We start from the raw sequence: 23,191 nt of genomic DNA on the forward strand, positions 1-23,191 counted from the left end.
CGCCTCCGATTGACAGCCTTGGGGTAGCGCCCTAACGTGGCTCGGCCGCTCAACAGGGCGGCTCGGGATTGGCGTCCCGATGGACAAGAGAAGGCGCATGGGCATCCGCTCGGCGCCGTGCATGGCTGCATCCGCGTTATGGGCGGGCCGTGCGGGGCATCTTCGGATGCGCCGGTTTCCTTGTCCCGGTACGCCAACCTGTACGGTCCGCCCTCCCTGATTGGCGTCAGGAGGCGGAAACCCCATAGACAAGAGGCCCACTCCATGAACCTTGCAGCCCAAGTGCTACCCCATCCCCTGACAAGCACCGCCCCATCGGAGCTCTACGACGCCGCGCAATCCCGCCAGGCGGCCCTGGTCAACCTGCTGCGCCTGCTGGCCGGCGCGCCGGACCTGGGCGCGCCCACCGAGGAAGTGCTGGACGGCACCTTCAGCGCGCTGGAATACCTGGCGGCCGACGCCGAGCGGCTGTACGCCGCCGCCGAGCAACGCACCCGACCGTAGGGCGCATAACGCGAAGCGTTATCCGCCGTTGCCGGATGACGCTTCGCTCCGCAGACTAAAAAAGAGATTTATTTCCAGCTCTCTAATCCTGCACAGTCAGCCAGCTTTAGAGCAAAAGAAGTAAATCCGCCCCCTTTTCGCTCTCTTGCTTTACTTCCCCTCAAGACTCTCAGTTACTTCATAGAACCGAGTTAACCCACTACATACCCATCCAAAAGACATACATCGGCCACACTACAGTCTGGATATATCCATTTACTCCAGTTTGCCACTATCCAACCCTTATCTAATCCACCTGTGGGATGAGAACTTTCGCCAGGCAAATAGACTAGTATCAATCCAGCCTTGTACCCAGACGTCACCATTAGTCCATAAGGACTCTCCTCAGAGAGAGTCTCAAAGACCATGAAATCAACACACTCTTCATATGGATACTTTCCCTTAACCCGAAAAACATTCCCACGCCAGATAGCAGCATCCTTCGAGTCAATAAGCTTAACAGGCTCTTTCATATCACCGCACCTTCAAGTCATGGCTGCCATTTTTATCGGCGGGTTTTGTTTTATTGAAGTCAAAATCAAACTCCCCAAGATGCCTTCCATTTTTTGGATTAACCATTTCAAATCTTCCATGTTGAGTATCAAGAGCAAACAAATACCCGTTCTTTGCCTTGTATACGTCACGACCATTCATCTTGGACAAACTACTATCCTTCACCATCCCATTTGCTGCCGCCACGCTAACTGCAGCTATCTTAATTTGAGCAACTCTTTCTCCCTGTGGGAGCTTAACCAAGCTTTTTTCAAATTCAGCAGCAGATTTTCCTCCTGGTAAAGAGCCTTTTGCAGAGCCGCCGGCAATTGCCATTCCTAGCAACTGGCCTATATCGGAAAGCAGTCCGGCGCTTAGCCCTCCCTGCTCCACGGCCACCGCTTTAGCGATAATGCCTTGCGCGTCTTGATTGCTCTGCGGAATCGTCCAGCCTACCGTGAGCGCCGCGCCGCCCTCTCCCTGTTGTCGAAGCTGCTGGGAAAGCTCCTGCAGCTTAGGAGCATCTTGGATCAACTGAGCAGATAGCAACGTGCAAGCCTTGACGTCTCGGCTACACAGGCTGTCCAGTTCTTCGTTGCGTTGCTGGTCAAGCTCGGCGTAACGCTTCTGCACACCAAGACGACATTCGGCGTCAGCGCATGCCGCCCTTTCCGCCAGCATCTGCTCGACTTCGTGATAACGCAGATAGTTGTAGACAGTGCCTTGCTGAGCTACCCAGCCGGCCTTTTCCTGTTCTTTCTCACTGCCACCTGCCATGGCCGCAACGGTCATCCCGACCAACTGGGATGTCATGGCGAGTACGCGATCATGGGCTTCGCCGGGGAAAATCTCGCTCCCTACCAACTCGATCAGAGCCTTGTTCGCCCCCGCAGCCAGAGCCCCGGTTTCGAAGCTGCCACCGGCAGCTTCCGCAATCAGCCCCCCTACGATGGCGTGCACGGCAACTTTGGTCGGGAGTCCCGTCCCGACCAGTTCTGCTCCCACGTTCTGGTAGATGTATCCAGACAGCGCGTTGGCTGCGAGGCTGACAGCGGCCTGTGCCAGATTGTCCTTGAAGCTACCGCCTTGCAGGACGGTCTTCATGGCGGAGTTGACTGCCAGTTGCAGTCCGACATTGGCGTTTGCGATGCCACCGCTGACCCCGGCAATGGCATAGCCCTTCAGGCTGTCGCTTGAAGTGACATCCCTGGCAACCGCGCCCAGATTACCTTTGTTGTTGATGGTGCTGATTGCGGCGTTGCTGGCCACAGCAGCCGCTACCGAGTTCGCGGCCACACCTGCGGCACTTTTGGCGGCAACGCCCAGCGCCGAATTTCCAGTGCCCCAGGTCAGGTAGGTAACCATGATGGCGATGGCCAACTGCGCCCCCACGCCCAGCCCCGAGCTGCTGTAGCTGAAGGAGTCATGCACCTCCTTGACGCGGTTCCAGTCCACGTCCCCGCGCTGTTCGGCTTCCTTCAACCAGGCCAGGTTGGGATCGGCCTGCACCATGGCGTCGATGGTCTGCCCGACGCTCTGCTGGTCGATGTGCTTGATGTCGATCTTCAGGCCTTCCACGGCCTTGATCGCCAGTTCGCCCTGGGCGATCAGTTGGCTCTGGCGCAGGGTTTCGTCGGTCTGGCCCTTGCCCTTGGCGGACTGCCAGGCGAGGTTGCCCTTGCTCTTTTCGTGGCTTTCCTGGTGCAGGTCCTTGACCGCTTCGAAGGTCACGCTGCCGCCGCTGAGGAGGGCGATGTCGTTGCCGCTTTCGAGCTTCGCGCCCTGGTATTTCTGGTCGCCGCCGCTGAGCAGGGTGATGTCGGAGCCGGCGCTGATCTGGCTGCCCACCGCCTTCACGTCGGTGACTTCGTCGCGCTGGGTCTTCTTGCTGCCGAAGCCGCCCTTTTTCTCCTCGCTGTACAGGGCGTAGTCGCTGTCGTAGCCCGCCAGCAGTTCCAGTTTGTCGCCGGCCACCAGGTAGGCTTCGTTGCCCGCGCTGATCTGGCTGGCCACCAGGGTGAGGTTCTGCCCCGCGCTGACGACCACGTCCCCGCCTGCACTCAGGCTGGTGCCCTGCTGCCGCACCTGGTCGTCCTGCTGCTCGACCTTCTTGCCGCCGCCCTTGTACTTCGTCTGGCTGTGCTCTTCGTTCGCCGCCGAGGCGAGGGTGACGTCGCGGCCGGCGCCCAGGGCGATGTCGCCCTTGGCGTCGATGTGGCTGGCGATGACACTGAGGTCGCGGCCGGCGCTGGCATCGAGGTTGCCGCCGACGCTGATGTCGCTGGCGTGCTGGGTGGTGCTGGCGAGGCTGCCCTGCATGCGCCGGCTCTGGAAATCGGCGCTGTCGGTTTCCCCGGCAGCCTCCAGGCGCAGGTCGCGCCCGGCCTGCAGGTGGGCGTCGCCACCAGCCTGGATCGCGCTGCCGACGCTGAGCAGATCGCGCCCGGCGTTGATCGCCAGGTTGCCGCTGGCTTCGATGCGGGCGGCAGCGTTGGCGATTTCCTTGTGGATGCGGTCGTTGCCGGCGCTGAGGTCGAGGGTGGTGATGCTGCGTTCGTTGATCACGTCGCCGGTCAGCGCAGTGAGGCTGACGTCGCGCCCCTTGAGGATGCCGCCGGCGGTGTTGCGGATGCTCTCGGTGGCCAGCAGGTCGAGGCGCTTGCCCGCTTCGATCAGGCCGCTGTTGCCGATGTTCGCCGCGGTGGCGCTAAGGTCGCCGCTGGCGCGCAGGGTGCCGGCGTTGTTCAGTGCGGCACCGCTGATCAGGCTCAGGTTCTGGCCCTGGATCAGCGCGCCGTTGGGCGCCAGGCGGTTGTCGGCCTGGGCCAGGTAGAGCACCGGCACCAGTACCTTCTCGCCGTTCACCACGGCCTCTTCCAGCCAGACGATGTCGTGGGTCAGCGCCGCCACCTGTTCGGCGGTCAGGCCCACACCTACCGTCAGGTTGAGGCTGTCCTTGTAGGCGATGGCGTTGTCCATCAGGTACTTGAACAGCGCCTCGTCGCTGGCCATGCCGTCGATGAAGCGCTGGCCGGTGCGGGCCACCACCGCCTGCTGGATCAGGCGCTGTTCGTAGAGGCCGTCGCCCAGGCGCTTCTGCGCCTGGTCCGGGTCGTAGCCGAGCAGGCCCAGCAGGTAGTCGGAGCTGAGGAAGCTCTTCAGGCTGGTCAGCTCGGGATTGGTCTCGATCAGGTACTTGTGGCTGTTGCCCGGCGCCGCGCTGCCCGGCACGCCCTGGACGCGGGAAAGCCCCTGGCCGAGGCCGGCGAGATCGGGCCCGTTCCCGGCGCCGGCGCTGCCGTCCTCGCCGCTAAGGCGGAACAGGCCGTTGCCGCCGCTGGGCAGGCTGAAGCCGGGAAGCTCCAGTGGGTTGACCTGCTGCTGCGCCAGGTCCGGCGGCAGCTGCGAGGTGATGGCGAACTGGCCGGTGGCGGCGCCGGTGGCCGTGCTCACGTCGCGCGGGTCGATGCTCTGGGCGCCGGCGTCACGGCGCACCACGCTGTTGTCGAATTGCTCGCTGGCGATGATGCTGACGTTGCCCGCGGCCTGGATCACCGCGCTGGCCGCCGGGGCGCCGGACACCTGCACCTCGGAGATCATGAGGTTGTGGAAGTTGTGTTCCGGGTAGCCGCCGGACTCCAGCACCTGCTGGCGGCTCAGGGCGCCGGGGTCGTAGTCCGGCGAGTTGGGGTCGTTGTAGCGGTTGTAGAGCGCCTGGTTGCTGCGGAACGTCCAGTAGTAGGCGTCGGTGCGGGTGTAGAAGGCCCCGTCCAGGTGCCGCTCCACGCCGCCGGCCGCGCCCTGGTTGCGGAAGCGGGCGGCCTGGATGTCGATGTCGCCGCCCGAGGCGATGCTGCTGTAGAGGTTGGCGAAGGCGCCGCCGCGGAAGACGAAGTCGCCGCCGGCGGTGATCGTCGCCTGGGGCGAGTCCTGGGTGATGACGTCCTCGTAGCGCTCCCAGGACTGGAAGCGGAATTCGCAGCCCTTGCCGTCGCACATGTCGTCGGCGTACATGCGGATGTTGCCGGCGACGATGCGCTGGCCGATGCGGAAGTCGTCGCCACGGCGGTTGTCGAAGTCCTGCGCCAGCAGGGTCAGGGCGCCGGCGCTTTCGATGCTGCCGGAGACGTTCTCGACCTTGGCCGCCCAGCCGTTCTGGTCGTTGGCGGCGATGTGCAGGTTGCCGAGGCTGTAGAGGTCGCCGGCGCGGTTGCTGAAGGTGCCGACCCGCAACGCCATGTCGCCGCCGCTGAACAGCAGCCCGCCCTGGTTGAGCAGGTTGCCGGCCTCCACGCGCAGCCCGGCGGCGCTGCCGAGGCTGCCGAAGTTGTCGAGGCTGGCGACGCGCACGCCGAGGTCGCCGGCGGAGCTGATGCGGCCGTGGTTGCTCAGGCCGTTGGCGGTGACGCTGGCCGCGCTGCCGCCGGCGATGCTGGCGGCGGCGCCGAGTTCGATCCGCCTCGCCCCAAGGCTCAGGTCGCCCAGGCTGGTGAGGCGCCCGGCGCCAGCGTAGGTGCCGCTCAGGTTCAGGCTCAGGCCGGCATCGCTGGCGATCAGCCCGTCGTTGCGCCAGTGGCCGCCGCTGCCGCCAAGGCCCTGCACGGCCAGCAGCTGGCCGTCGCTGCCGAGCTGCAGGCGGTCGACGTTGAGGGTGAGCTGGCGGGCCTGCAGGCTGCTGTTCAGGGTCCAGTCGGGCGCGTCGATGTCCAGCGCGGCCTGGGTGATGAAGTGGCCGCCGGCCTGGCCGAGTTGCCCCAGGTCGACGAGGAACTGGCCGTTGCCGGCGTGCAACACGGTGCCGCCGGCGTTGTGCAGGGCGCCGCCGCTCAGTTGCAGGGTGTCGGCGGCGGTTTCCAGGGTGCCCTGGCGATTGTCCAGCAGGCCGCGGGTGACGATCCGCGTGCTGCCGCTCTGGCCCAGGGCGCGCAGGCGGCCCTGGGCGTTGCTCAGGCTGGCGGCGTCGAGGCTCAGCCAGTCGCCGGCTTCGATCAGGCCGCCGTCGTTGTTCAGGGCGCCCTGCAGGCTGAAGTCGATGCCTTTCGCGCCGACCTTGCCGTTGCCGTTGAGGAAGTCGCCGGCGGCGAGGGTCAGCTGGTTGCCCGCGTAGAGACCACCGTCGCGGTTGTCCAGGGCTGCGCTGCCGCTGTCGACCTTGGCCTGGCCGGCGGTGGCGGCGAGATGCCCCTGGCGGTTGCCGATGCCGCCGCTGGCCCTAGCGTCCAGGTCCACGCCCTGGGCCACGCCGGCGTCGTTGCCGAAGTAGCCGGTGACGATCCGGAGCAGGCCCTGGGCGGCATTGAGGATGCCGCCGCTGTTGTCGATGCTCGCGGCGCCCAGGTCGAGCGTGCCGCCGTCGCTCTGGATGCGGCCCCGGGCATTACTCAGCGTACCGCTCAGGGCGAGGCTGGCGTCGCCCTGGCTGGAAAGCTGCCCCTGCTGGTTGTCGAGGCCGGCGGCGCGCAGGCTGAGGCTGTCGCCGCTGTGGACGAGGCCGTCGTTACCGTTGAGCAGGCGGCCGCCGAGCGCCTCGATGCGCAACGCGCCCTGGCTGGCCAGGGTGCCGCGGTCGCGGTTGTCCAGGTCGCCCTGGCCGAGGATCAGCTCGAGGGTGGACTGGCTGGACAGCTGGCCGCCACGGTTGTCCAGGCTGGCGGCCTTGAGCAGCAGGCCGGCGCCGCTGCTCAGGCGGGCGTTGTTGGCGTTGATGAGCGCGCCGCTCAGCGTCGCCTCCAGGGCCCCCTGGCTGAGCAGTTGGCCGCCGCTGTTGTCCAGGCTGCGGCCCTTGAGCAGCAGGCTGCCGGCGCTGATCTGCCCAGCCTGATTGAGCAGCCGGGTGGCGGCGTGGCTGAAGTTGAGCCGGCGCAGGGCGTCGATCAGGCCGGCGTCGCGGTTGTCGAGGGTGTCGGCGATGGCGAGTTCGACGTTGCCCTCGGCGGAGACGATGCCGCCGCGGTTGTCCAGGCTGGCCGCGCTGATCCGCTGGTCCCCCTGGCTGACCAGGGCGCCCTGGCTGGCGTTGTTCAGTGCGCCGGCGAGGCTGACGGCGAGCGCGCCGGCCTTGCTGGAGAGGGTGCCGCCCTGGCTGTTGTCCAGGCTGCCGCCGCCGACGCTCAGCCCCTGCCAGCCGGACAGCAGGCCCAGGCCGGCGTTGAGCAGCCGGTCGGCCTGCAGGTCGAGCCGGCCGGCGCTGATGATGCGGCCGCTGTCGCGATTGTCCAGCAGCCGGGCGCCGAGGGCGAAGCTCTGCTGGCTGGAGATTTCGCCGCCGCGGTTATCCACCGCGCCCAGTTGCTTGAAGCGCAGGGTGCCGGCGCTGAGCAGCCCGCCCTGGCTGTTGTCCAGGTCGCCGCCCTGCAGGTCGAGGCCGAGCGCGCCGGTGCCCAGCAGGCGCCCGCCGCGCAGGCTCAGTTGCCGGGTGCGGATGTCGGCATCGGCCTGGGTGGAGATTTCGCCCCGGCTACTGTCGATGTGCTGCGCCGCCAGCGTGAGGTTGCCGGCGCTGTGGATGAGGCCGTCGGCGCTGTTGTCCAGCTTGCCGGCGAGGTTGGCGTGCAGGGTGCCGCGGCTGGTGAGGGTGCCCTGGCCGCTGTTGTCCAGGCTGGCCAGGTCCAGGCGCAGGCTCTGTTCGGCGGCGAACAGGCCGAGGCGGTTGTCCAGGGCGCCGCCGCTGATGTGGATATGCTGGCCGCCGATCTGGCCGTTGCGGTTGTCGAGCACGGCGGCGCGGGCCTGTAACTGGCGCGTGGCGATCAGGCTGCCGCTGTTGCGCAGGTTCTGCGCATCAATCGCCACGTCACCGCGGGTATTGCGGCTGTTGTCGGTATTGACGCCGGCCTCGATCACGCCGCTGTTGCTGAGCTGGTTCGCCGTCAGTTCGATGGCCGAGCCCGCCGCCAGGCTCTGCGCATTGCTCAGCGCACCACCGGCCTGCACGCTGGCGCTGCCCCCGGCATAGGTCGGGCCGTTCAGGGCCACGTCCTGCCCTTTCAGCGCCAGGTCCCCGCTGGCCGCCACCTGGGCCAATTCCAGCCTGCCGTTGGCATCGATGCGGATGTCGCCCGCGCTGGCCGCCATGTTGCCGGCCAGTTTCACGCCCACGCCTTGTTCAGTGCCCACCAGGCGGATGGTGTTGGCGTACATGCCGCCCAGGGCCGAGCTGTCGATAGCCAGTTGCGTCTTGGCGCTGCCGTCGTCGGGCTTGGCAGTCGCAGTCAGGGTTTGCGCGTCCACCGTGTTGCGCCCGGCCACCACGGTGAGCTGCTTGGCGTACAGGTCGGCGTTGAGCTTGGCGCTGCGGGTGATCAGTTCGAACTGGTCGAGGTTGCTGGCGTTGAGCCCGGCGCCTTCGATGGCGATTTCGCCGCCGTCGACGTCGTAGCCCTGCAGGCGCTCGCCGGCCAGGATCGGCTTGCCGGTGGTGAGGGTGGCGCGCGGGGTGTTGATGAAGCCGCAGCCGTTGCAGGTGATGCCGTGGGGGTTCGCGACGATGACGTGGGCGCCCTGCCCGGCCACTTCGGTGTAGCCCTTGAGTTGCGAGGGATTGGCCCCGGTGACTTCGTTGAGGATCTTCTGCGCCGCCTGGCCCTTGAGGTTGGGGTTGCCGATGACGATCCCGCCCAGCTGGGTGCTGGCGGTCTTGCCGGTGGCGTTGTTGAGGATCAGGCCCTGTTGGCCAACGTTGTAGTCGCTGAATTTATTGTGCGAGAGGCCGCTGCCATTGGGCGTGGCGATGTTGACGATGGGCACGCCGTTGCCCGCCGCGCCGATCTGCGTGTTGCCGCCGGCGGCCGCATCCACCGCCAGTTGCGCGGCGGTCGCGACTATGGGGTTGAGGAATAGCAGGCCGGCCAGGGCGCTGGCGATGGCCTGATAGAAGGGGCGACGGATGTCCATATCGGGGGCTCGCGCGGGGTAATCGTTGACCCGGCGGACTCTATTCCCCTACTCGGAGTGAGGCCTTGAGGAGTTCCAGCCTCCTTGCGTAGGCCTTTTCCGAACTATGCCCAGTCACCCACGGAGCACATTCACAAGGCGCCGGCGCCGCAGCTCAAATAGCGCTCCGATGTCACGCAAAGCCCGCCCCATGCCCCGCCGCCAACTCGACCACGCCCTGCCCATCCTCGACCGTGGCCAGGACATCCCCCGGCACGAAGACCCCGCACTGACCGCCTTCCTGCAACGGCACATCGACGAAGTCCTGTCCAAGGACCCAACACCGCCGCCCTGCCATCACTGCGGCAGCCACCAGGTGGTGTTGCGCTACCGGGGCAGGCCGCCGAACGGCATTCCCTATTTCAATTGCCGGCACTGCGGCAAGGGCTTCAACCGGCGTACCGGTACGGCGCTGCAGAGCTTCCTGCGCTGCGACAAGCTGGAGGCGTTCCTACCCCTGCTGTCGCAACAACGCTCGATCGCCAATGCCAGCGAACGGCTGGGGGTGTCGCACAGGATGCTGTCCCGCTGGGTCAGGGTGTTCCGCCAGTGGCTGCTGAGGCTCGACCCCAGCGGCGAGTGGGAGGCGAAGATCAAGCTGGGCATGCGGCCCGAACTGCCTGCCCTGGAATGCCCACGCTGTGGCAACCGCGAGCACTTTTTCCGCTTGGGCTTCGTCGACGGCAGGCACCAGGGCAAGCGGATGTTTCAGTGCAAGGCTTGCCGGCGCTGCGTGAGCGAGCCGGACGAGCATTTCAGGATGCGCATCGCAAGCCGGGCAGGCGCCACGGAAAAATGAAAAAAGGCCCCGCCGGATCGCTCCGGCGGGGCCTTCTTCATGCTGCGGTCGGGATCAGACCTTGGCGCGTTCGTAGCGCTTGCGGTCGTTCTCGTTCAGCAGTTTCTTGCGCAGGCGGATGGACTTGGGCGTCACTTCCACCAGTTCGTCGTCGGCGATGAATTCCAGCGCCTGCTCCAGGGTGAAGCGGATCGGCGGAACCAGGGCGATGACTTCGTCCTTGCCGGACGCGCGCATGTTGTCGAGCTTCTTGCCCTTGGTGGGGTTGATCACCAGGTCGTTGTCGCGGCTGTTGATGCCGGCCAGCTGGCCTTCGTAGATCTCGTCGCCCGGGCCGAGGAACAGCTTGCCGCGGCTTTGCAGGGTTTCCAGCGAGTAGGTCAGCGCGGTGCCGGTGGCCATGGAGACCAGTACGCCGTTCTGGCGGTTGCTGACTTCGCCGGCCTTGATCGGGCCGTAGTGGCTGAAGGTCGAGGTCAGGATGCCGGTGCCCGAGGTCAGGGTCAGGAAGTTGTTGCGGAAGCCGATCAGGCCGCGCGCCGGGATGGTGTATTCCAGGCGCACGCGGCCCTTGCCGTCGGGGATCATGTTGCTCAGATCGCCCTTGCGCAGGCCCATCTGTTCCATCACCGAGCCCTGGTGCTGCTCTTCGATGTCGATGGTGACGTTCTCGTAGGGCTCCTGCTTCTCGCCGGCCTCGTTCTCGATGATCACCACTTCCGGACGGCCCACGGCCATCTCGAAGCCTTCGCGGCGCATGGTTTCGATCAGAACGGACAGGTGCAGCTCGCCACGGCCGGAAACCTTGAATTTCTCCGGGCTGTCGCCTTGCTCGACGCGCAGGGCCACGTTGTGCAGCAGTTCCTTCTCCAGGCGCTCCTTGATGTTGCGGCTGGTGACGAACTTGCCTTCCTTGCCGGCGAACGGCGAGTCGTTGACCTGGAAGGTCATGCTCACGGTCGGCTGGTCGACGGTCAGCGGCGGCAGGGCCTCGACGTTCTGCGGGTCGCACAGGGTGTCGGAGATGAACAGTTCTTCCATGCCCGAGACGCAGACGATGTCGCCGGCTTCGGCTTCCGGCACTTCGACGCGCTGCAGGCCGGAGTGGCCCATGATCTTCAGGATGCGGCCGTTGCGCTTGCTGCCGTCGTCGCTGACCGCCACCACCGGGGTGTTGGACTTGACCTTGCCGCGGGTGATGCGGCCAATGCCGATCACGCCGAGGAAGCTGTTGTAGTCCAGCTGCGAGATCTGCATCTGGAACGGGCCGTCGACGTCGACCACCGGGGCCGGGACATGGTCGATGATCGCCTGGAACAGGGCGTCCATGTTGTCGTCCATCTTCTCGTGGTCCATGCCGGCGATGCCGTTCAGGGCGCTGGCGTAGACGATCGGGAAGTCGAGCTGCTCATCGGTGGCGCCGAGGTTGTCGAACAGGTCGAAGATCTGGTCGATGACCCAGTCCGGACGCGCGCCGGGGCGGTCGATCTTGTTGACCACGACGATCGGGCGCAGGCCGGCCTTGAAGGCCTTCTGGGTCACGAAGCGGGTCTGCGGCATGGGGCCGTCCTGGGCGTCGACCACCAGCAGCACGGAGTCGACCATGCTCATCACGCGCTCCACCTCGCCACCGAAGTCGGCGTGGCCGGGGGTGTCGACGATGTTGATGTTGTAGCCGTTCCACTTGATCGCGGTGTTCTTCGCCAGGATGGTGATGCCGCGTTCCTTTTCCTGGTCGTTGGAGTCCATCACGCGCTCGGATTCCGCTTCTTTGCGGTCGAGGGTGCCGGACAGCTTCAGCAGCTTGTCCACCAGGGTGGTCTTGCCATGGTCGACGTGGGCGATGATGGCGATGTTGCGGAGATTTTCGATCACGGTGTCTGTCTCGGTAAAAAGTAGCTTCAAGCTGCAAGCCACAAGCGGCAAGCAGGTGGAAATATCGTTCAGGTACGGACGTCCGGAGGATGCCTGCGCCAGGTTGCGTTTCGACTGATGCGGCACAGGATCATGCGGGACCGCTCTTCTCTTGCAGCTTGCCGCTTACAGCTTGCAGCTGCCCAACGGGCCTGTAGACCCGCACATTGGTGTGCCCTTCGTTGACCAGGTGGTGGGCGTGCAGGCGGCTCATCACGCCCTTGTCGCAGTACAGGAGGTACTGGCGGTTGGGGTCCAGTTCCTTGAACTTGCTGTTGATCGCGTAGAACGGCATGGCCAGCACTTCGATGCCTTCCAGCGCCAGGGGTTCATCTTCCAGGGCGTCGGGGTGGCGGATGTCGACCACGATCTGCCCGGGCAGCACCTCGTCGACCATTTCCACCGGCAGGTCCTTGCCCAGCTCGTCGATGACGCGGTCGACGGTCATCTGGGTGGCGCGCTCCAGGGCGCGGTCGAGCACGGCCATGTCGAACTTGGTCTCTTCGTGCTCGACGCGGTAGGGCTTGGCCTGGGTGGTCGGGTTCACCGAGATCACGCCGCAGTACTCGGGCATGTGCTTGGCGAACTCGGCGGTGCCGATCTTCGTCGCGGTGTCGATGATGTCCTGCTTGTGGCTGACGATCAGCGGGCGCAGCACCAGGGTGTCGGTCACCCGGTCGATCACCGAGAGGTTCGGCAGCGTCTGGCTGGACACCTGGGAGATCGACTCGCCGGTGACCAGCGCGTTCAGCTCCAGGCGCTCGGCCACGCGGCTGGCGGCGCGCAGCATCATGCGCTTCAAGGTCACGCCCATGTAGCTGTCGTCGACCTTGGTGAGAATCTCGCCGACCACTTCCTCGAAGGGCACGCTGACGAACAGCACGCGCTGCGAGCGGCCGAACTTCTCCCACAGGTAGTGGGCCACTTCCATCACGCCCAGCTCGTGGGCGCGGCCGCCGAGGTTGAAGAACACGAAGTGGCTGATCAGCCCGCGGCGCATCATCTGGTAGGCCGCCACGGTGGAGTCGAAGCCGCCGGACATCAGCACCAGCACCTGCTCCAGGGCGCCCAGCGGGTAACCGCCCAGGCCCTCGTGCTGGGCATGGATGACGTACAGGCGGTCGTGGCGGATTTCCACGCGCACCTGCACTTCCGGGTTCTTCAGCGATACCCCGGCCGCGCCGCAGTGCTGGCGCAGGCCGCCGCCGACGTAGCGTTCCACGTCCATGGAGGTGAAGGCGTGCTTGCCGGCGCGCTTGCAGCGCATGGAGAAGACCTTGCCCGGCAGCAGGTGGCCGAAGTGCTGCTTGCACTTCTCGAGGATGTCGTCGAAATCGCCCAGCGGGTATTCGTGCACTTCCAGGAAGTGGCCGATGCCCGGCACGCAGGTCAGGCGCTCGATCATCTCGCGCAGGGCCTTGGCGTCGGTCACCCGGGTTTCCACTTCAAGATTGTCCCACTCGCCCTCGACCAGCAGCGCCGGGTCCAGGTCGCGCAGCACGGTGCGGATGTTCTTCGCGAGCTGGCGGATGAAGCGCTTGCGCACCGGCCGGCTCTTGATGGTGATTTCCTGGAAGACCTTGACGATGAGTTTCATGCGAGAAAAGGCACGAGCCCGAAGGGACGAAAAAAAGGGGCGGAATTATACCTGAAATTGCTCAAGACTTGAGCAGTCGAGCGCAGATTCTTTTTGGTGCACCAAAATGGACGCATGCATCATTGTGCAGCACCAAATCGGTGCAACAATTCCGTCATCCGCGCCAGCTACCGTGCGCAAAGCCCTGTAGCGCGGGGCCCTGTCCAAAATCGGGCACTGGCACGCTACTTGCTCTCTTGTGAGGCAGGTTGCCCTGGCGGAGTATTCCGGCCGGCATCACCCGATACTGGGGCACAGAAAGCTCCCAGCTCTAATCCCTCCTGGAGGACAGCATGTCGTACAAGTCGCACCAACTGATCAAAGACCATGACGTGAAGTGGGTAGACCTGCGCTTCACCGATACCAAAGGCAAGCAGCAGCACGTCACCATGCCGGCCCGCGACGCGCTGGACGATGACTTCTTCGAAGCCGGCAAGATGTTCGACGGCTCCTCCATCGCCGGCTGGAAAGGCATCGAAGCCTCCGACATGATCCTGCTGCCGGACGACAGCACCGCCGTGCTGGACCCGTTCACCGAAGAGCCGACCCTGATCCTGGTGTGCGACATCATCGAGCCGAGCACCATGCAAGGCTACGAGCGCGACCCGCGCAACATCGCCAAGCGCGCCGAGGAATACCTGAAGTCCACCGGCATCGGCGACACCGTCTTCGTCGGCCCGGAGCCGGAGTTCTTCATCTTCGACGAAGTGAAGTTCAAGTCCGACATCTCCGGCTCGATGTTCAAGATCTTCTCCGAGCAGGCTTCCTGGAACACCGACGCCGACATCGAGTCGGGCAACAAGGGCCACCGTCCGGGCGTGAAGGGCGGCTACTTCCCGGTACCGCCGGTCGACCACGACCACGAAATCCGTACCGCCATGTGCAACGCCCTGGAAGAAATGGGCCTGGTGGTCGAAGTTCACCACCACGAAGTCGCCACCGCCGGCCAGAACGAAATCGGTGTGAAGTTCAACACCCTGGTGGCCAAGGCCGACGAAGTCCAGACCCTGAAGTACTGCGTGCACAACGTCGCCGACGCCTACGGCAAGACCGTGACCTTCATGCCGAAGCCGCTGTACGGCGACAACGGCTCGGGCATGCACGTGCACATGTCCATCTCCAAGGATGGCAAGAACACCTTCGCTGGCGAAGGCTATGCCGGCCTGTCCGACACCGCCCTGTACTTCATCGGCGGCATCATCAAGCACGGCAAGGCCCTGAACGGCTTCACCAACCCGTCGACCAACTCCTACAAGCGTCTGGTCCCGGGCTTCGAAGCCCCGGTCATGCTGGCCTACTCGGCCCGCAACCGTTCCGCCTCGATCCGTATCCCCTACGTCACCAGCCCGAAAGCCCGCCGCATCGAAGCGCGCTTCCCGGACCCGGCGGCCAACCCCTACCTGTGCTTCGCCGCGCTGCTGATGGCCGGCCTGGACGGCATCCAGAACAAGATCCACCCCGGCGATGCCGCCGACAAGAACCTGTACGACCTGCCGCCGGAAGAGGCGAAGGAAATCCCGCAGGTTTGCGGCAGCCTGAAAGAGGCGCTGGAAGAACTCGACAAGGGCCGCGCGTTCCTGACCAAGGGCGGCGTGTTCACCGACGAGTTCATCGATGCCTACATCGAGCTGAAGTCCGAGGAAGAAATCAAGGTGCGCACCTTCGTGCACCCGCTGGAATACGACCTGTACTACAGCGTCTGATCCACGAATACCTATAAGTAGCGGCAACATTAAGGCCTCCTTCGGGAGGCTTTTTTTATTGTTGGCGTTCCGGACTGTCGCTTTTCGTAGGAGCGAGGGGGACGCCTAGTTCTTGCTCGCGAAGGAGTTCTGTCGGCGGGGACTGTGCGCACCCTGCCCGCGATTCGCGCGCAGGGTGCGCTCCTACAGGGACACGACGCGGCTGGGGCAGCGCAGGAGCGGATCTCATCCGCGAAACGCGCCGATACGTCCGGCTATCGCGGACAAGGTCCGCTCCTACGCCCTCCGGCAAGCACAAGACCCGTAGGATGGCGTTGAGCGAAGCGATACCCATCACCACGGCAGCATGGGTATCGCAAGCTCAACCCATCCTACGAAGAGTGCCTCGGCGCAAGGCAGTCGCTCCTACAAAACGAGCATCTCCCCTCCAATTCGGCTCAGCCCCCCGCATCTGTATGATGTGCCGAGTTTCGCCTGCTCCGGAGTGCCCGTTCGTGACCGATCTTCTTCGCCGCTTCCTGCTGCTGTGCTGCCTCAGCCTGGGCCTGCTCCTCGCCGGGCCGGCATCCGCCGCGCTGCCGAGCATCCCCGGCGTGACCGGCGGCGATGCCAAGGTCAGCGAGGCGCAGTTGCAGCAGTCGCTGGACCAGGTGATCAAGACCCTGGAGAACGACCAGCAGCGCAGCGACCTGCTGAAGAAGCTCAAGCAGCTGCGCGACGCCACCAAGAAGGGCGCGGAGGACCAGAGCGGCGTGCTCGGCCTGCTCGGCGACACCCTGGGCAGCCTGGAGAAGCGCTTCGAAGGCGCCAACAGCCCGACACTGCGCTGGAGCGGCCTGTTCCAGCAGGCCGGCGTGGAGCTGCAGGAGCGCACGCCGTCCTGGCAGGAATGGCCGGGGATGATCCTCGACTTCTCCCTGGTGCTCCTCCTCTGGGCCTGCCTGGCCCTGGGCCTGCGCTGGCTGGCGCGGCGCATGCGCGAGCGCTTCGGCCTGGCCGACGAACTGCCGCAGCACCCCAAGACCCGCGACCTGCTGCTGTTCGCCCTGCGCAAGCTGGGGCCCTGGCTGGTGGCCTTCCTGATCACCGTGTACCTCTCCGTGGTGCTGCCCAGCTCCCTGGGCAAGCTGGTGGCCATGGTGATCGCCTACGTGCTGGTGTGCGGCACGCTGTTCTCCGCGCTCTGCGTGATCTCCCTGTCGCTGCTCGGCGGCCCGCACCGCACGCGCGCCCTGGACATCCTGCGGCGCCGCGCCTTCCGCCCGCTGTGGCTGATCGGCAGCCTGGCCGCCCTGGGCGAGGTGATGCACGACCCGCGGGTGACCGACAGCCTCGGGCAGAACACCGCGCTGACCGTGGGTTCGCTGGCGAACATCTGCGCCGCGCTGTTCACCGCCCTGTTCGTCCTGCAGTTCCGCCGGCCCATCGCCCACCTGATCCGCAACCAGCCGCTGGAGCGCCGCCTCAAGCGCCGCAGCCTGCACGAGCTGGTGGAGCTGGTCGGCTCGCTGTGGTACGTGCCGGTCCTGCTGCTGGTGGGCATCTCGCTGTTCGCCACCGTGGTCACCGCCGGCGACAGCAGCTACGCCCTACGCCGGGCCCTGCTGTGCGCGCTGATCGCGGTGGTGGCGATGACCGTCAACGGCCTGATCCGCCGCGCCCACCTTCGCTCGGCGCAACGCAGCAGCCGGCGCAGCGCGCCCTACATCGAGCAGCTGCAGAACTTCGGCTACACCCTGCTGCACCTGGCCACGCTGCTGGTGTTCCTGGAAGTGGGCCTGCGCGTCTGGGGCATGTCGCTGATCGGCTTCGCCGAGGGCGACGGCTCGCAGATCAGCCTCAAGCTGATCAGCTTCGGCAGCACCCTGCTGGTGGCCTGGCTGATCTGGATCCTCACCGACACCGCGGTGCAGCACAGCCTCGGCCTGGGCGGGAAGAACCGCGCCAACACCCGCGCGCTGACCATGCTGCCGCTGATCCGCAACGTGCTGTTCATCACCATCGCGGTGATCGCGCTGATAGTCGCGCTGGCCAACATGGGCATGAACGTCACGCCGCTGCTGGCCGGCGCCGGCGTCATCGGCCTGGCCATCGGCTTCGGCGCGCAGTCGCTGGTGGCCGACCTGATCACCGGGCTGTTCATCATCATCGAGGACTCGCTGTCGATCGACGACTACGTCGACGTCGGCGGCCACCTCGGCACGGTCGAGGGCCTGACCATCCGCACCGTGCGCCTGCGCGACCTGGACGGCGTGGTGCACACCATCCCGTTCAGCGAGATCAAGAGCATCAAGAACTACTCGCGGCAGTTCGGCTACGCCATGTTCCGCTGGCCGGTGCCGGCGAGCATGCCGATCGACGACGCCCTGGCGCTGGTGAAAGACGTGGCCGGCGAGCTGCGCAACGACCGCACGATCAACCGGGCGATCTGGTCGCCGCTGGAAATGCAGGGCGTCGAGAGCTTCGACAACGGCCAGGCGATCCTGCGCTTCCGCTTCAAGACCGCGCCGATCCGCCAGTGGGAAGTGCAGCGCGCCTTCAACCTGCGCCTGCGCCAGAAGCTGGACAAAGCCGGGCTGGAACTGGCCATGCCGCGCCTGAACGTGCAGCTCTCACGCATGCGCAAGCCGCGCGAGGAAGGCCCGCAGGACCACGCCGAGCCCGCCGACGGCGGCATCTGAGGCCGCCGGCGCGGTTCAGACCGGCTCGCGCGGCGCCTCGGCGCCGGCCCGGGCATTGACCTGGGCGCCCTTCTCGGCCGTCACCTGGCCATAGACCTTGCAGCCCTCGTTGATCCGCACCCGCTCGGCGTTGATGCTGGTCGGCGAGCCCTGCGCGCCGACCACGCAATCGCGCCCCAGGCTGACGCTGCGCCCGGCGCTCAGCGGCCCGGCGACGCGCGAGCGGCGGCCGACGCGCACCGAACCCCGGGCCAGGATGGCGCCGGCCACTTCCGCGCCTTCGTCCATCCACACGCCACCCTCGACCCGCACCGAGCCGAGCACGCGGGAATAGCGGCCGAGATACAGGTCGCCGTGCACCAGCAGGTCGCCCTCCAGGCAGCCACCGGCGGCCACGCGGTACTCGCCCTCCTCGACCTGGCGCCGGCCGCTGCCGGCAGCGACGATTCCGGTCGGCGTGCGCGAACAGTCGCCGAAGCGGATTTCGCCCGCGCAGATGCGCCAGAACTGCAGCGGCGGGCGGATGCGCACCAGCCCCTCCACCACCAGCGGCCCGTGCAGGCAGCGATCGGCCGGGTGCAGGCCCAGCGGCAGGTAGAGCAGGTTGTTCGGCGCCGTGCTGGCCTGCGGTTTCGGCAACGACGGCGGCTCGGGCAGTTCGCAGGCGTGCCAGGTGGCCGCGGCGGCGCCGGCCGGCACGCTGGCGGTGCTGACGACGGGCAGCGGCAACAGGCGCGGCAAGGCCACCAGCAACAGGGCGATGAACAGCGGCAGCAGGAGGGTCATGCTCGGCGCCTCCCGCTGAAGGGGCCGGCCCGCAGGCGGCGGGACGAAGGGATGGACATGGCGTTCACTCCGGGCGCCCCGGCGAAGGGGCGCGCGTACGATTCAGTGCGCCTATCTCAAGCCATGCCCCGGGAAGTACCCTTGACATTTGTCAGAAAACGCAGAAATCAACAACGAAACCACGCTAGATATCAAATAAGTTCGACAAAAGCAGCAGCACTCCGTCGGCTGCGCACTGTTAACTCCCGCGCAAACCCGGCGGCGTGATGGCGTTTCACTTGCCACCCGTCGGCGCCGATGCAAGGCTTAGCCCATTGTCTTCCGGGAGATCACGCATGCGCGTGCCAGTCCTCTGCCTGCTGCTCGCCCTGGCCGTGCCGGCCAGCGCGCAGATCTACAAGTACACCGACGCCAACGGCAAGACGGTATTCACCAACCAGCCGCCCAGCGGCGTGGACGCCAAGCCGGTGGAACTGCCGCCGACCAACACCGTGGGCGCCCAGCAGCCCGGCGCGCCCATGGGCAGCGGCGATGGCGAGCAGCGCCAGGCCCGCTACGCCATCCTGGCCATCACCGGGCTGCCCGACGAGGAGGCCCTGCGCGCCAACGACGGCAACTTCGACATCGAGGTGGCCATCCAGCCGCAACTGGCCATGGGCGACCGCCTGCAACTGCGCCTGGACGGCCAGCCCTACGGCGCGCCCAGCAGCTCCACGCGCTTGAGCCTGAACAACCTCGAACGCGGCGACCACAGCCTCTCTGTGGACGTGGTGCAGGGCGACCGTGTGCTGCAGTCCAGCGCGCCGGTGAACTTCACCCTGCAGCGCATCAGCACCAACAGCCCCGCGCGCGTCCGGCCCATGCCGAGGAGCGGCAACTGATGAAACGCGCCCTGCTGCTCGGCCTGCTCCTGCTGGCGGCGTTCCAGGCCAGCGCCGAGGTCTATACCTACATCGACAAGGACGGCAACCGCGTCTTCACCGACCAGCCCAGGCGCAGCAACGCCCAGCGCCTGAACCTGGCGCCGCCCAACGGCATGCCGAACATGCCCCCGCCGCTGTACGCGCCCGCCGCCTCGGCCCTGCCGCCGCAGCCGCCGCAATACCAGGTGCTGCGCATCCTGGTGCCCGAGCCCGACGCCACCGTCCGCGCCAACAACGGCGAGCTGATCGTCACCGTCTCCAGCGACCCCAACCTGCTGCCCGGGCACAGCTTCCGGCTGTTCCTCGACGGCGTTCCGGTGGGCGAGCCCAGCCGCAGCCCGGTGTTCCCCCTGCACAACCTCGATCGCGGCACCCACCAGCTGTCGGTGGAGATCCTCGACCAGCGCGGCCAGACCCTGGAACAGACGCCCAACCAGCCGTTCCACATGAAGCGCGTATCGGTCGCCGAAAGCGACGCCGGCGAGCGGCCCGCCCTGGCATCGCGCCCCTGAACCCAGCGAATTTTCGCGCGCCCTCTTAAGAAGCCTTCCCCGAAGATGCGCACCACTTTGGTGCGCTTGCCTGCACCACTTTCTATACTCTCCCCATTTCGGGTCACGCTGACGGCCCGTTTTCCTTGAGGAAATGCCACGAGTCGGCGCAGATCGCGGCCTGGCGCGTCTTTTCGGGGCTTGGTTTGCTTTTTGCATTTTCCTGCCCAACCTTGGAACGCCTGTCCGCCATGCCTACAGAAACCCAGCTCAGACTGTTGCTCGACAACCTCACCACGGCGGTGATCCTGCTCAACGCCGAACTGCGCCTGGAGTACATGAACCCGGCCGCCGAGATGCTCCTGGCGGTCAGCGGCCAACGTAGCCACGGGCAGTTCATCAGCGAGCTGTTCACCGAATCCCAGGAGGCCCTGCAGTCGCTGCGCCAGGCGGTGGAGGAAGCGCACCCGTTCACCAAGCGCGAAGCCACCCTGACCTCGCTCACCGGCCAGAGCATCACCGTCGACTACGCGGTGACGCCCATCCTCAACCGCCGCGAGACCCTGCTGCTGCTGGAAGTGCACCCGCGCGACCGGCTGATGCGCATCACCAAGGAAGAGGCCCAGCTGTCCAAGCAGGAGACCACCAAGCTGCTGGTGCGCGGCCTGGCCCACGAGATCAAGAACCCCCTGGGCGGCATCCGCGGCGCGGCCCAGCTGCTGTCCCGCGAGTTGCCGGACGAGTCGCTCAAGGACTACACCAACGTCATCATCGAAGAGGCCGACCGCCTGCGGAACCTGGTGGACCGCATGCTCGGCTCGAACAAGCTGCCGCAATTGCGGGTGACCAACATCCACGAAGTGCTGGAGCACGTCTGCAGCCTGGTGGGCGCCGAGACCCAGGGCAGCATCCCGCTGATCCGCGACTACGACCCGAGCATTCCCGACCTGCTGCTCGACCGCGAGCAGATGATCCAGGCGGTGCTCAACATCGTGCGCAACGCCATGCAGGCCATCGCCGCGCACAACGAACTGCGCCTGGGCCGCATCACCCTGCGCACCCGCACCCTGCGCCAGTTCACCATCGGCCACACGCGCCACCGCCTGGTGTGCAAGGTGGAGATCATCGACAACGGCCCGGGCATCCCGGCCGAGCTGCAGGACACCATCTTCTACCCCATGGTCAGCGGCCGCCCGGACGGCACCGGGCTGGGCCTGGCCATCACCCAGAACATCATCAGCCAGCACCAGGGGCTGGTCGAATGCGAGAGCCACCCCGGCCACACCGTATTCAGTCTGTTCCTGCCCCTGGAACAAGGAGTGCACCACCCATGAGCCGTTCAGAGACCGTCTGGATCGTCGACGACGACCGCTCCATCCGCTGGGTACTGGAAAAAGCCCTGCAACAGGAAGGCATGACCACCGTCAGCTTCGAGAACGCCGATAGCGTCATCCACCGCCTCGGCCGGCAGCAGCCGGACGTGATCATCTCGGACATCCGCATGCCCGGCTCCAGCGGCCTCGACCTGCTGGCGCAGATCCGCGAGCTGCACCCGCGCCTGCCGGTGATCATCATGACCGCCCATTCCGACCTGGACAGCGCGGTGGCCTCCTACCAGGGCGGCGCCTTCGAGTACCTGCCCAAGCCGTTCGACGTCGACGAGGCCGTGTCCCTGGTCAAGCGCGCCAACCAGCACGCCCAGGAACAGCAGGGCCTGGAGGCGCCGGCCAACCAGGCGCGCACCCCGGAGATCATCGGCGAGGCGCCGGCAATGCAGGAGGTGTTCCGCGCCATCGGCCGCCTCAGCCACTCCAACATCACCGTGCTGATCAACGGCGAGTCGGGCACCGGCAAGGAACTGGTCGCCCACGCCCTGCACCGCCACAGCCCGCGCGCGGCCGAGCCGTTCATCGCGCTGAACATGGCGGCGATCCCCAAGGACCTGATGGAGTCCGAGCTGTTCGGCCACGAGAAGGGCGCCTTCACCGGCGCCGCCGCGCAGCGCCGCGGGCGCTTCGAGCAGGCCGACGGCGGCACCCTGTTCCTCGACGAGATCGGCGACATGCCGGCCGACACCCAGACGCGCCTGCTGCGCGTGCTGGCCGACGGCGAGTTCTACCGCGTCGGCGGCCACACCCCGGTGAAGGTCGACGTGCGCATCATCGCCGCAACGCACCAGAACCTGGAAAACCTGGTGCGCGAGGGCAAGTTCCGCGAGGACCTGTTCCACCGCCTGAACGTCATCCGCATCCACATCCCGCGCCTGGCCGACCGCCGCGAGGACATCCCGGCGCTGGCCCGGCACTTCCTCGCCCGCGCCGCCCAGGAGCTGGCGGTGGAGCCCAAGCTGCTCAAGCCCGAGACCGAGGACTACCTGAAGAACCTCGGTTGGCCGGGCAACGTGCGCCAGTTGGAGAACACCTGCCGCTGGATCACGGTGATGGCCTCCGGCCGCGAGGTGCACATCGACGACCTGCCGCCGGAGCTGCTGACCCAGCCCCAGGACAGCCTGCCGGCGGCCAACTGGGAACAGGCCCTGCGCCACTGGGCCGACCAGGCCCTGGGCCGCGGCCAGTCGAGCCTGCTGGACAGCGCCGTGCCGGCCTTCGAGCGGATCATGATCGAGACGGCCCTCAAGCACACTGCCGGCCGCCGCCGCGACGCCGCCGTGCTGCTGGGCTGGGGACGCAATACCTTGACGCGCAAGATCAAGGAACTGGGCATGAAAGTGGACGGCCCGGACGACGAAGGCGACGACTGAAGCGCCCTTGGAGCGATCGAAGGGGCCTGCGGGTCCCTTTTTCGTGGGGGAGTGTTCTTGCACCTTGTAGGAGCGAGCTTGCTCGCGAACCGAGTTTCCAGGCGGCCTTGGTATTTCGGTTTGACTCGGCTCCCTCTCCCCAACCCTCTCCCTGAAGGGAGAGGGGGCTTGTCCGTGCCGAGAGGGGATTTGGTGTCAGCCGGGTGCTCGGTACAAGCCGGCTAACGCCGAAACACCCGAGCACACCGAACAGTCCCCTCTCCCTTCAGGGAGAGGGCTAGGGAGAGGGGCGGAGTTGAGCCGACACACCGTCGCCAAGGAGTAACACGGTTCGCGAGCAAGCTCGCTCCTACAACACCCCCGAAATACCCCCAGAACCTGTGGATAACCCTGTGCACAGCCCGGGGATCGATCCCCCCGCAGCCCAGGCCCCGCGCCCCTCACAGCCCCGACTGAATTCTGTGCAGGATTTCCCACGTTGCCCACAACCGCTGTGCGCCCACCTGTGGACAACCTTGGGATGAATGGCT

13 protein-coding genes are annotated in these 23,191 nt (G+C 66.2%); 8 read left to right on the top strand and 5 right to left on the bottom strand.

From position 1 onward, the window contains the following. Positions 1 to 264 precede the first annotated feature (264 nt). Positions 265 to 504, top strand: coding sequence for a hypothetical protein (locus QSJ95_RS18410; protein ID WP_064584754.1), 240 nt, complete (start codon positions 265 to 267; stop codon positions 502 to 504). Positions 505 to 695: 191 nt separating this feature from the next. Here the strand turns inward: QSJ95_RS18410 and imm45 are convergent, their stop codons facing one another. Both imm45 and QSJ95_RS18420 read right to left on the bottom strand, forming a co-directional pair. Beyond that, a complete protein-coding gene (imm45, locus tag QSJ95_RS18415; protein ID WP_285644386.1) occupies positions 696 to 1,016 on the bottom strand; it encodes an Imm45 family immunity protein in 321 nt (106 codons plus the stop codon). 1 nt (position 1,017) lies between these two features. Then, the gene (locus QSJ95_RS18420; RefSeq protein WP_285644387.1) at positions 1,018 to 8,928 is read right to left on the bottom strand and encodes a two-partner secretion domain-containing protein; all 7,911 of its coding nucleotides are present in this window, start codon (positions 8,926 to 8,928) and stop codon (positions 1,018 to 1,020) included. A 190-nt stretch (positions 8,929 to 9,118) separates the two neighbouring features. On the opposite strand from QSJ95_RS18420, the gene QSJ95_RS18425 reads away from it, so the two are divergent. Next, entirely contained in the window at positions 9,119 to 9,766 is a 648-nt protein-coding gene (locus QSJ95_RS18425; RefSeq protein ID WP_285644389.1) for a DUF746 domain-containing protein, read from the top strand. 54 nt (positions 9,767 to 9,820) lie between these two features. Here QSJ95_RS18425 and typA read toward each other — a convergent pair whose 3' ends face one another. Beyond that, the gene (gene typA / locus QSJ95_RS18430) at positions 9,821 to 11,641 is read right to left on the bottom strand and encodes a translational GTPase TypA (RefSeq protein ID WP_009613807.1); all 1,821 of its coding nucleotides are present in this window, start codon (positions 11,639 to 11,641) and stop codon (positions 9,821 to 9,823) included. A gap of 130 nt (positions 11,642 to 11,771) precedes the next feature. Then, positions 11,772 to 13,277, bottom strand: a complete 1,506-nt coding sequence (gene thiI / locus QSJ95_RS18435; protein WP_285644394.1) for a tRNA uracil 4-sulfurtransferase ThiI — start codon at positions 13,275 to 13,277, stop codon at positions 11,772 to 11,774. Positions 13,278 to 13,609: 332 nt separating this feature from the next. Here thiI and glnA point away from each other — a divergent pair, with 332 nt between their 5' ends. Both glnA and QSJ95_RS18445 read left to right on the top strand, forming a co-directional pair. Further along, complete coding sequence (glnA, locus tag QSJ95_RS18440) at positions 13,610 to 15,019, top strand: glutamate--ammonia ligase (protein WP_009613809.1); 1,410 nt, start codon at positions 13,610 to 13,612, stop codon at positions 15,017 to 15,019. Positions 15,020 to 15,474: 455 nt separating this feature from the next. Beyond that, on the top strand, positions 15,475 to 17,700 hold the full coding sequence (locus tag QSJ95_RS18445; RefSeq protein WP_502945280.1) for a mechanosensitive ion channel domain-containing protein: 2,226 nt from the start codon (positions 15,475 to 15,477) through the stop codon (positions 17,698 to 17,700). Between the two features lie 15 nt (positions 17,701 to 17,715). On the opposite strand, the gene QSJ95_RS18450 is transcribed toward QSJ95_RS18445, so the two are convergent. Further along, the gene (locus tag QSJ95_RS18450; RefSeq protein WP_058488117.1) at positions 17,716 to 18,486 is read right to left on the bottom strand and encodes a bactofilin family protein; all 771 of its coding nucleotides are present in this window, start codon (positions 18,484 to 18,486) and stop codon (positions 17,716 to 17,718) included. A 335-nt stretch (positions 18,487 to 18,821) separates the two neighbouring features. Here QSJ95_RS18450 and QSJ95_RS18455 point away from each other — a divergent pair, with 335 nt between their 5' ends. The 4 genes from QSJ95_RS18455 to ntrC all read left to right on the top strand — a co-directional run bounded on the left by QSJ95_RS18455 (position 18,822) and on the right by ntrC (position 22,661). Further along, on the top strand, positions 18,822 to 19,367 hold the full coding sequence (locus QSJ95_RS18455; protein WP_285644400.1) for a DUF4124 domain-containing protein: 546 nt from the start codon (positions 18,822 to 18,824) through the stop codon (positions 19,365 to 19,367). After that, complete coding sequence (locus QSJ95_RS18460) at positions 19,367 to 19,921, top strand: DUF4124 domain-containing protein (RefSeq protein ID WP_009613813.1); 555 nt, start codon at positions 19,367 to 19,369, stop codon at positions 19,919 to 19,921. The genes QSJ95_RS18455 and QSJ95_RS18460 overlap by 1 nt, the downstream gene beginning before the upstream one ends. A gap of 230 nt (positions 19,922 to 20,151) precedes the next feature. Next, positions 20,152 to 21,234: a nitrogen regulation protein NR(II) gene (glnL, locus tag QSJ95_RS18465; protein ID WP_009613815.1), complete on the top strand. Its 1,083-nt coding sequence runs from the start codon at positions 20,152 to 20,154 to the stop codon at positions 21,232 to 21,234. Continuing rightward, positions 21,231 to 22,661 (top strand): two-component system response regulator NtrC, encoded by a 1,431-nt coding sequence (ntrC, locus tag QSJ95_RS18470; protein WP_009613816.1) that lies wholly within the window; start codon positions 21,231 to 21,233, stop codon positions 22,659 to 22,661. The genes glnL and ntrC overlap by 4 nt, the downstream gene beginning before the upstream one ends. The last annotated feature ends 530 nt before the right edge of the window (positions 22,662 to 23,191 follow it).

The sequence above is a fragment of the Pseudomonas sp. NBRC 100443 genome (assembly GCF_030268185.1).
GTDB classification, from domain to species: domain Bacteria; phylum Pseudomonadota; class Gammaproteobacteria; order Pseudomonadales; family Pseudomonadaceae; genus Pseudomonas; species Pseudomonas citronellolis.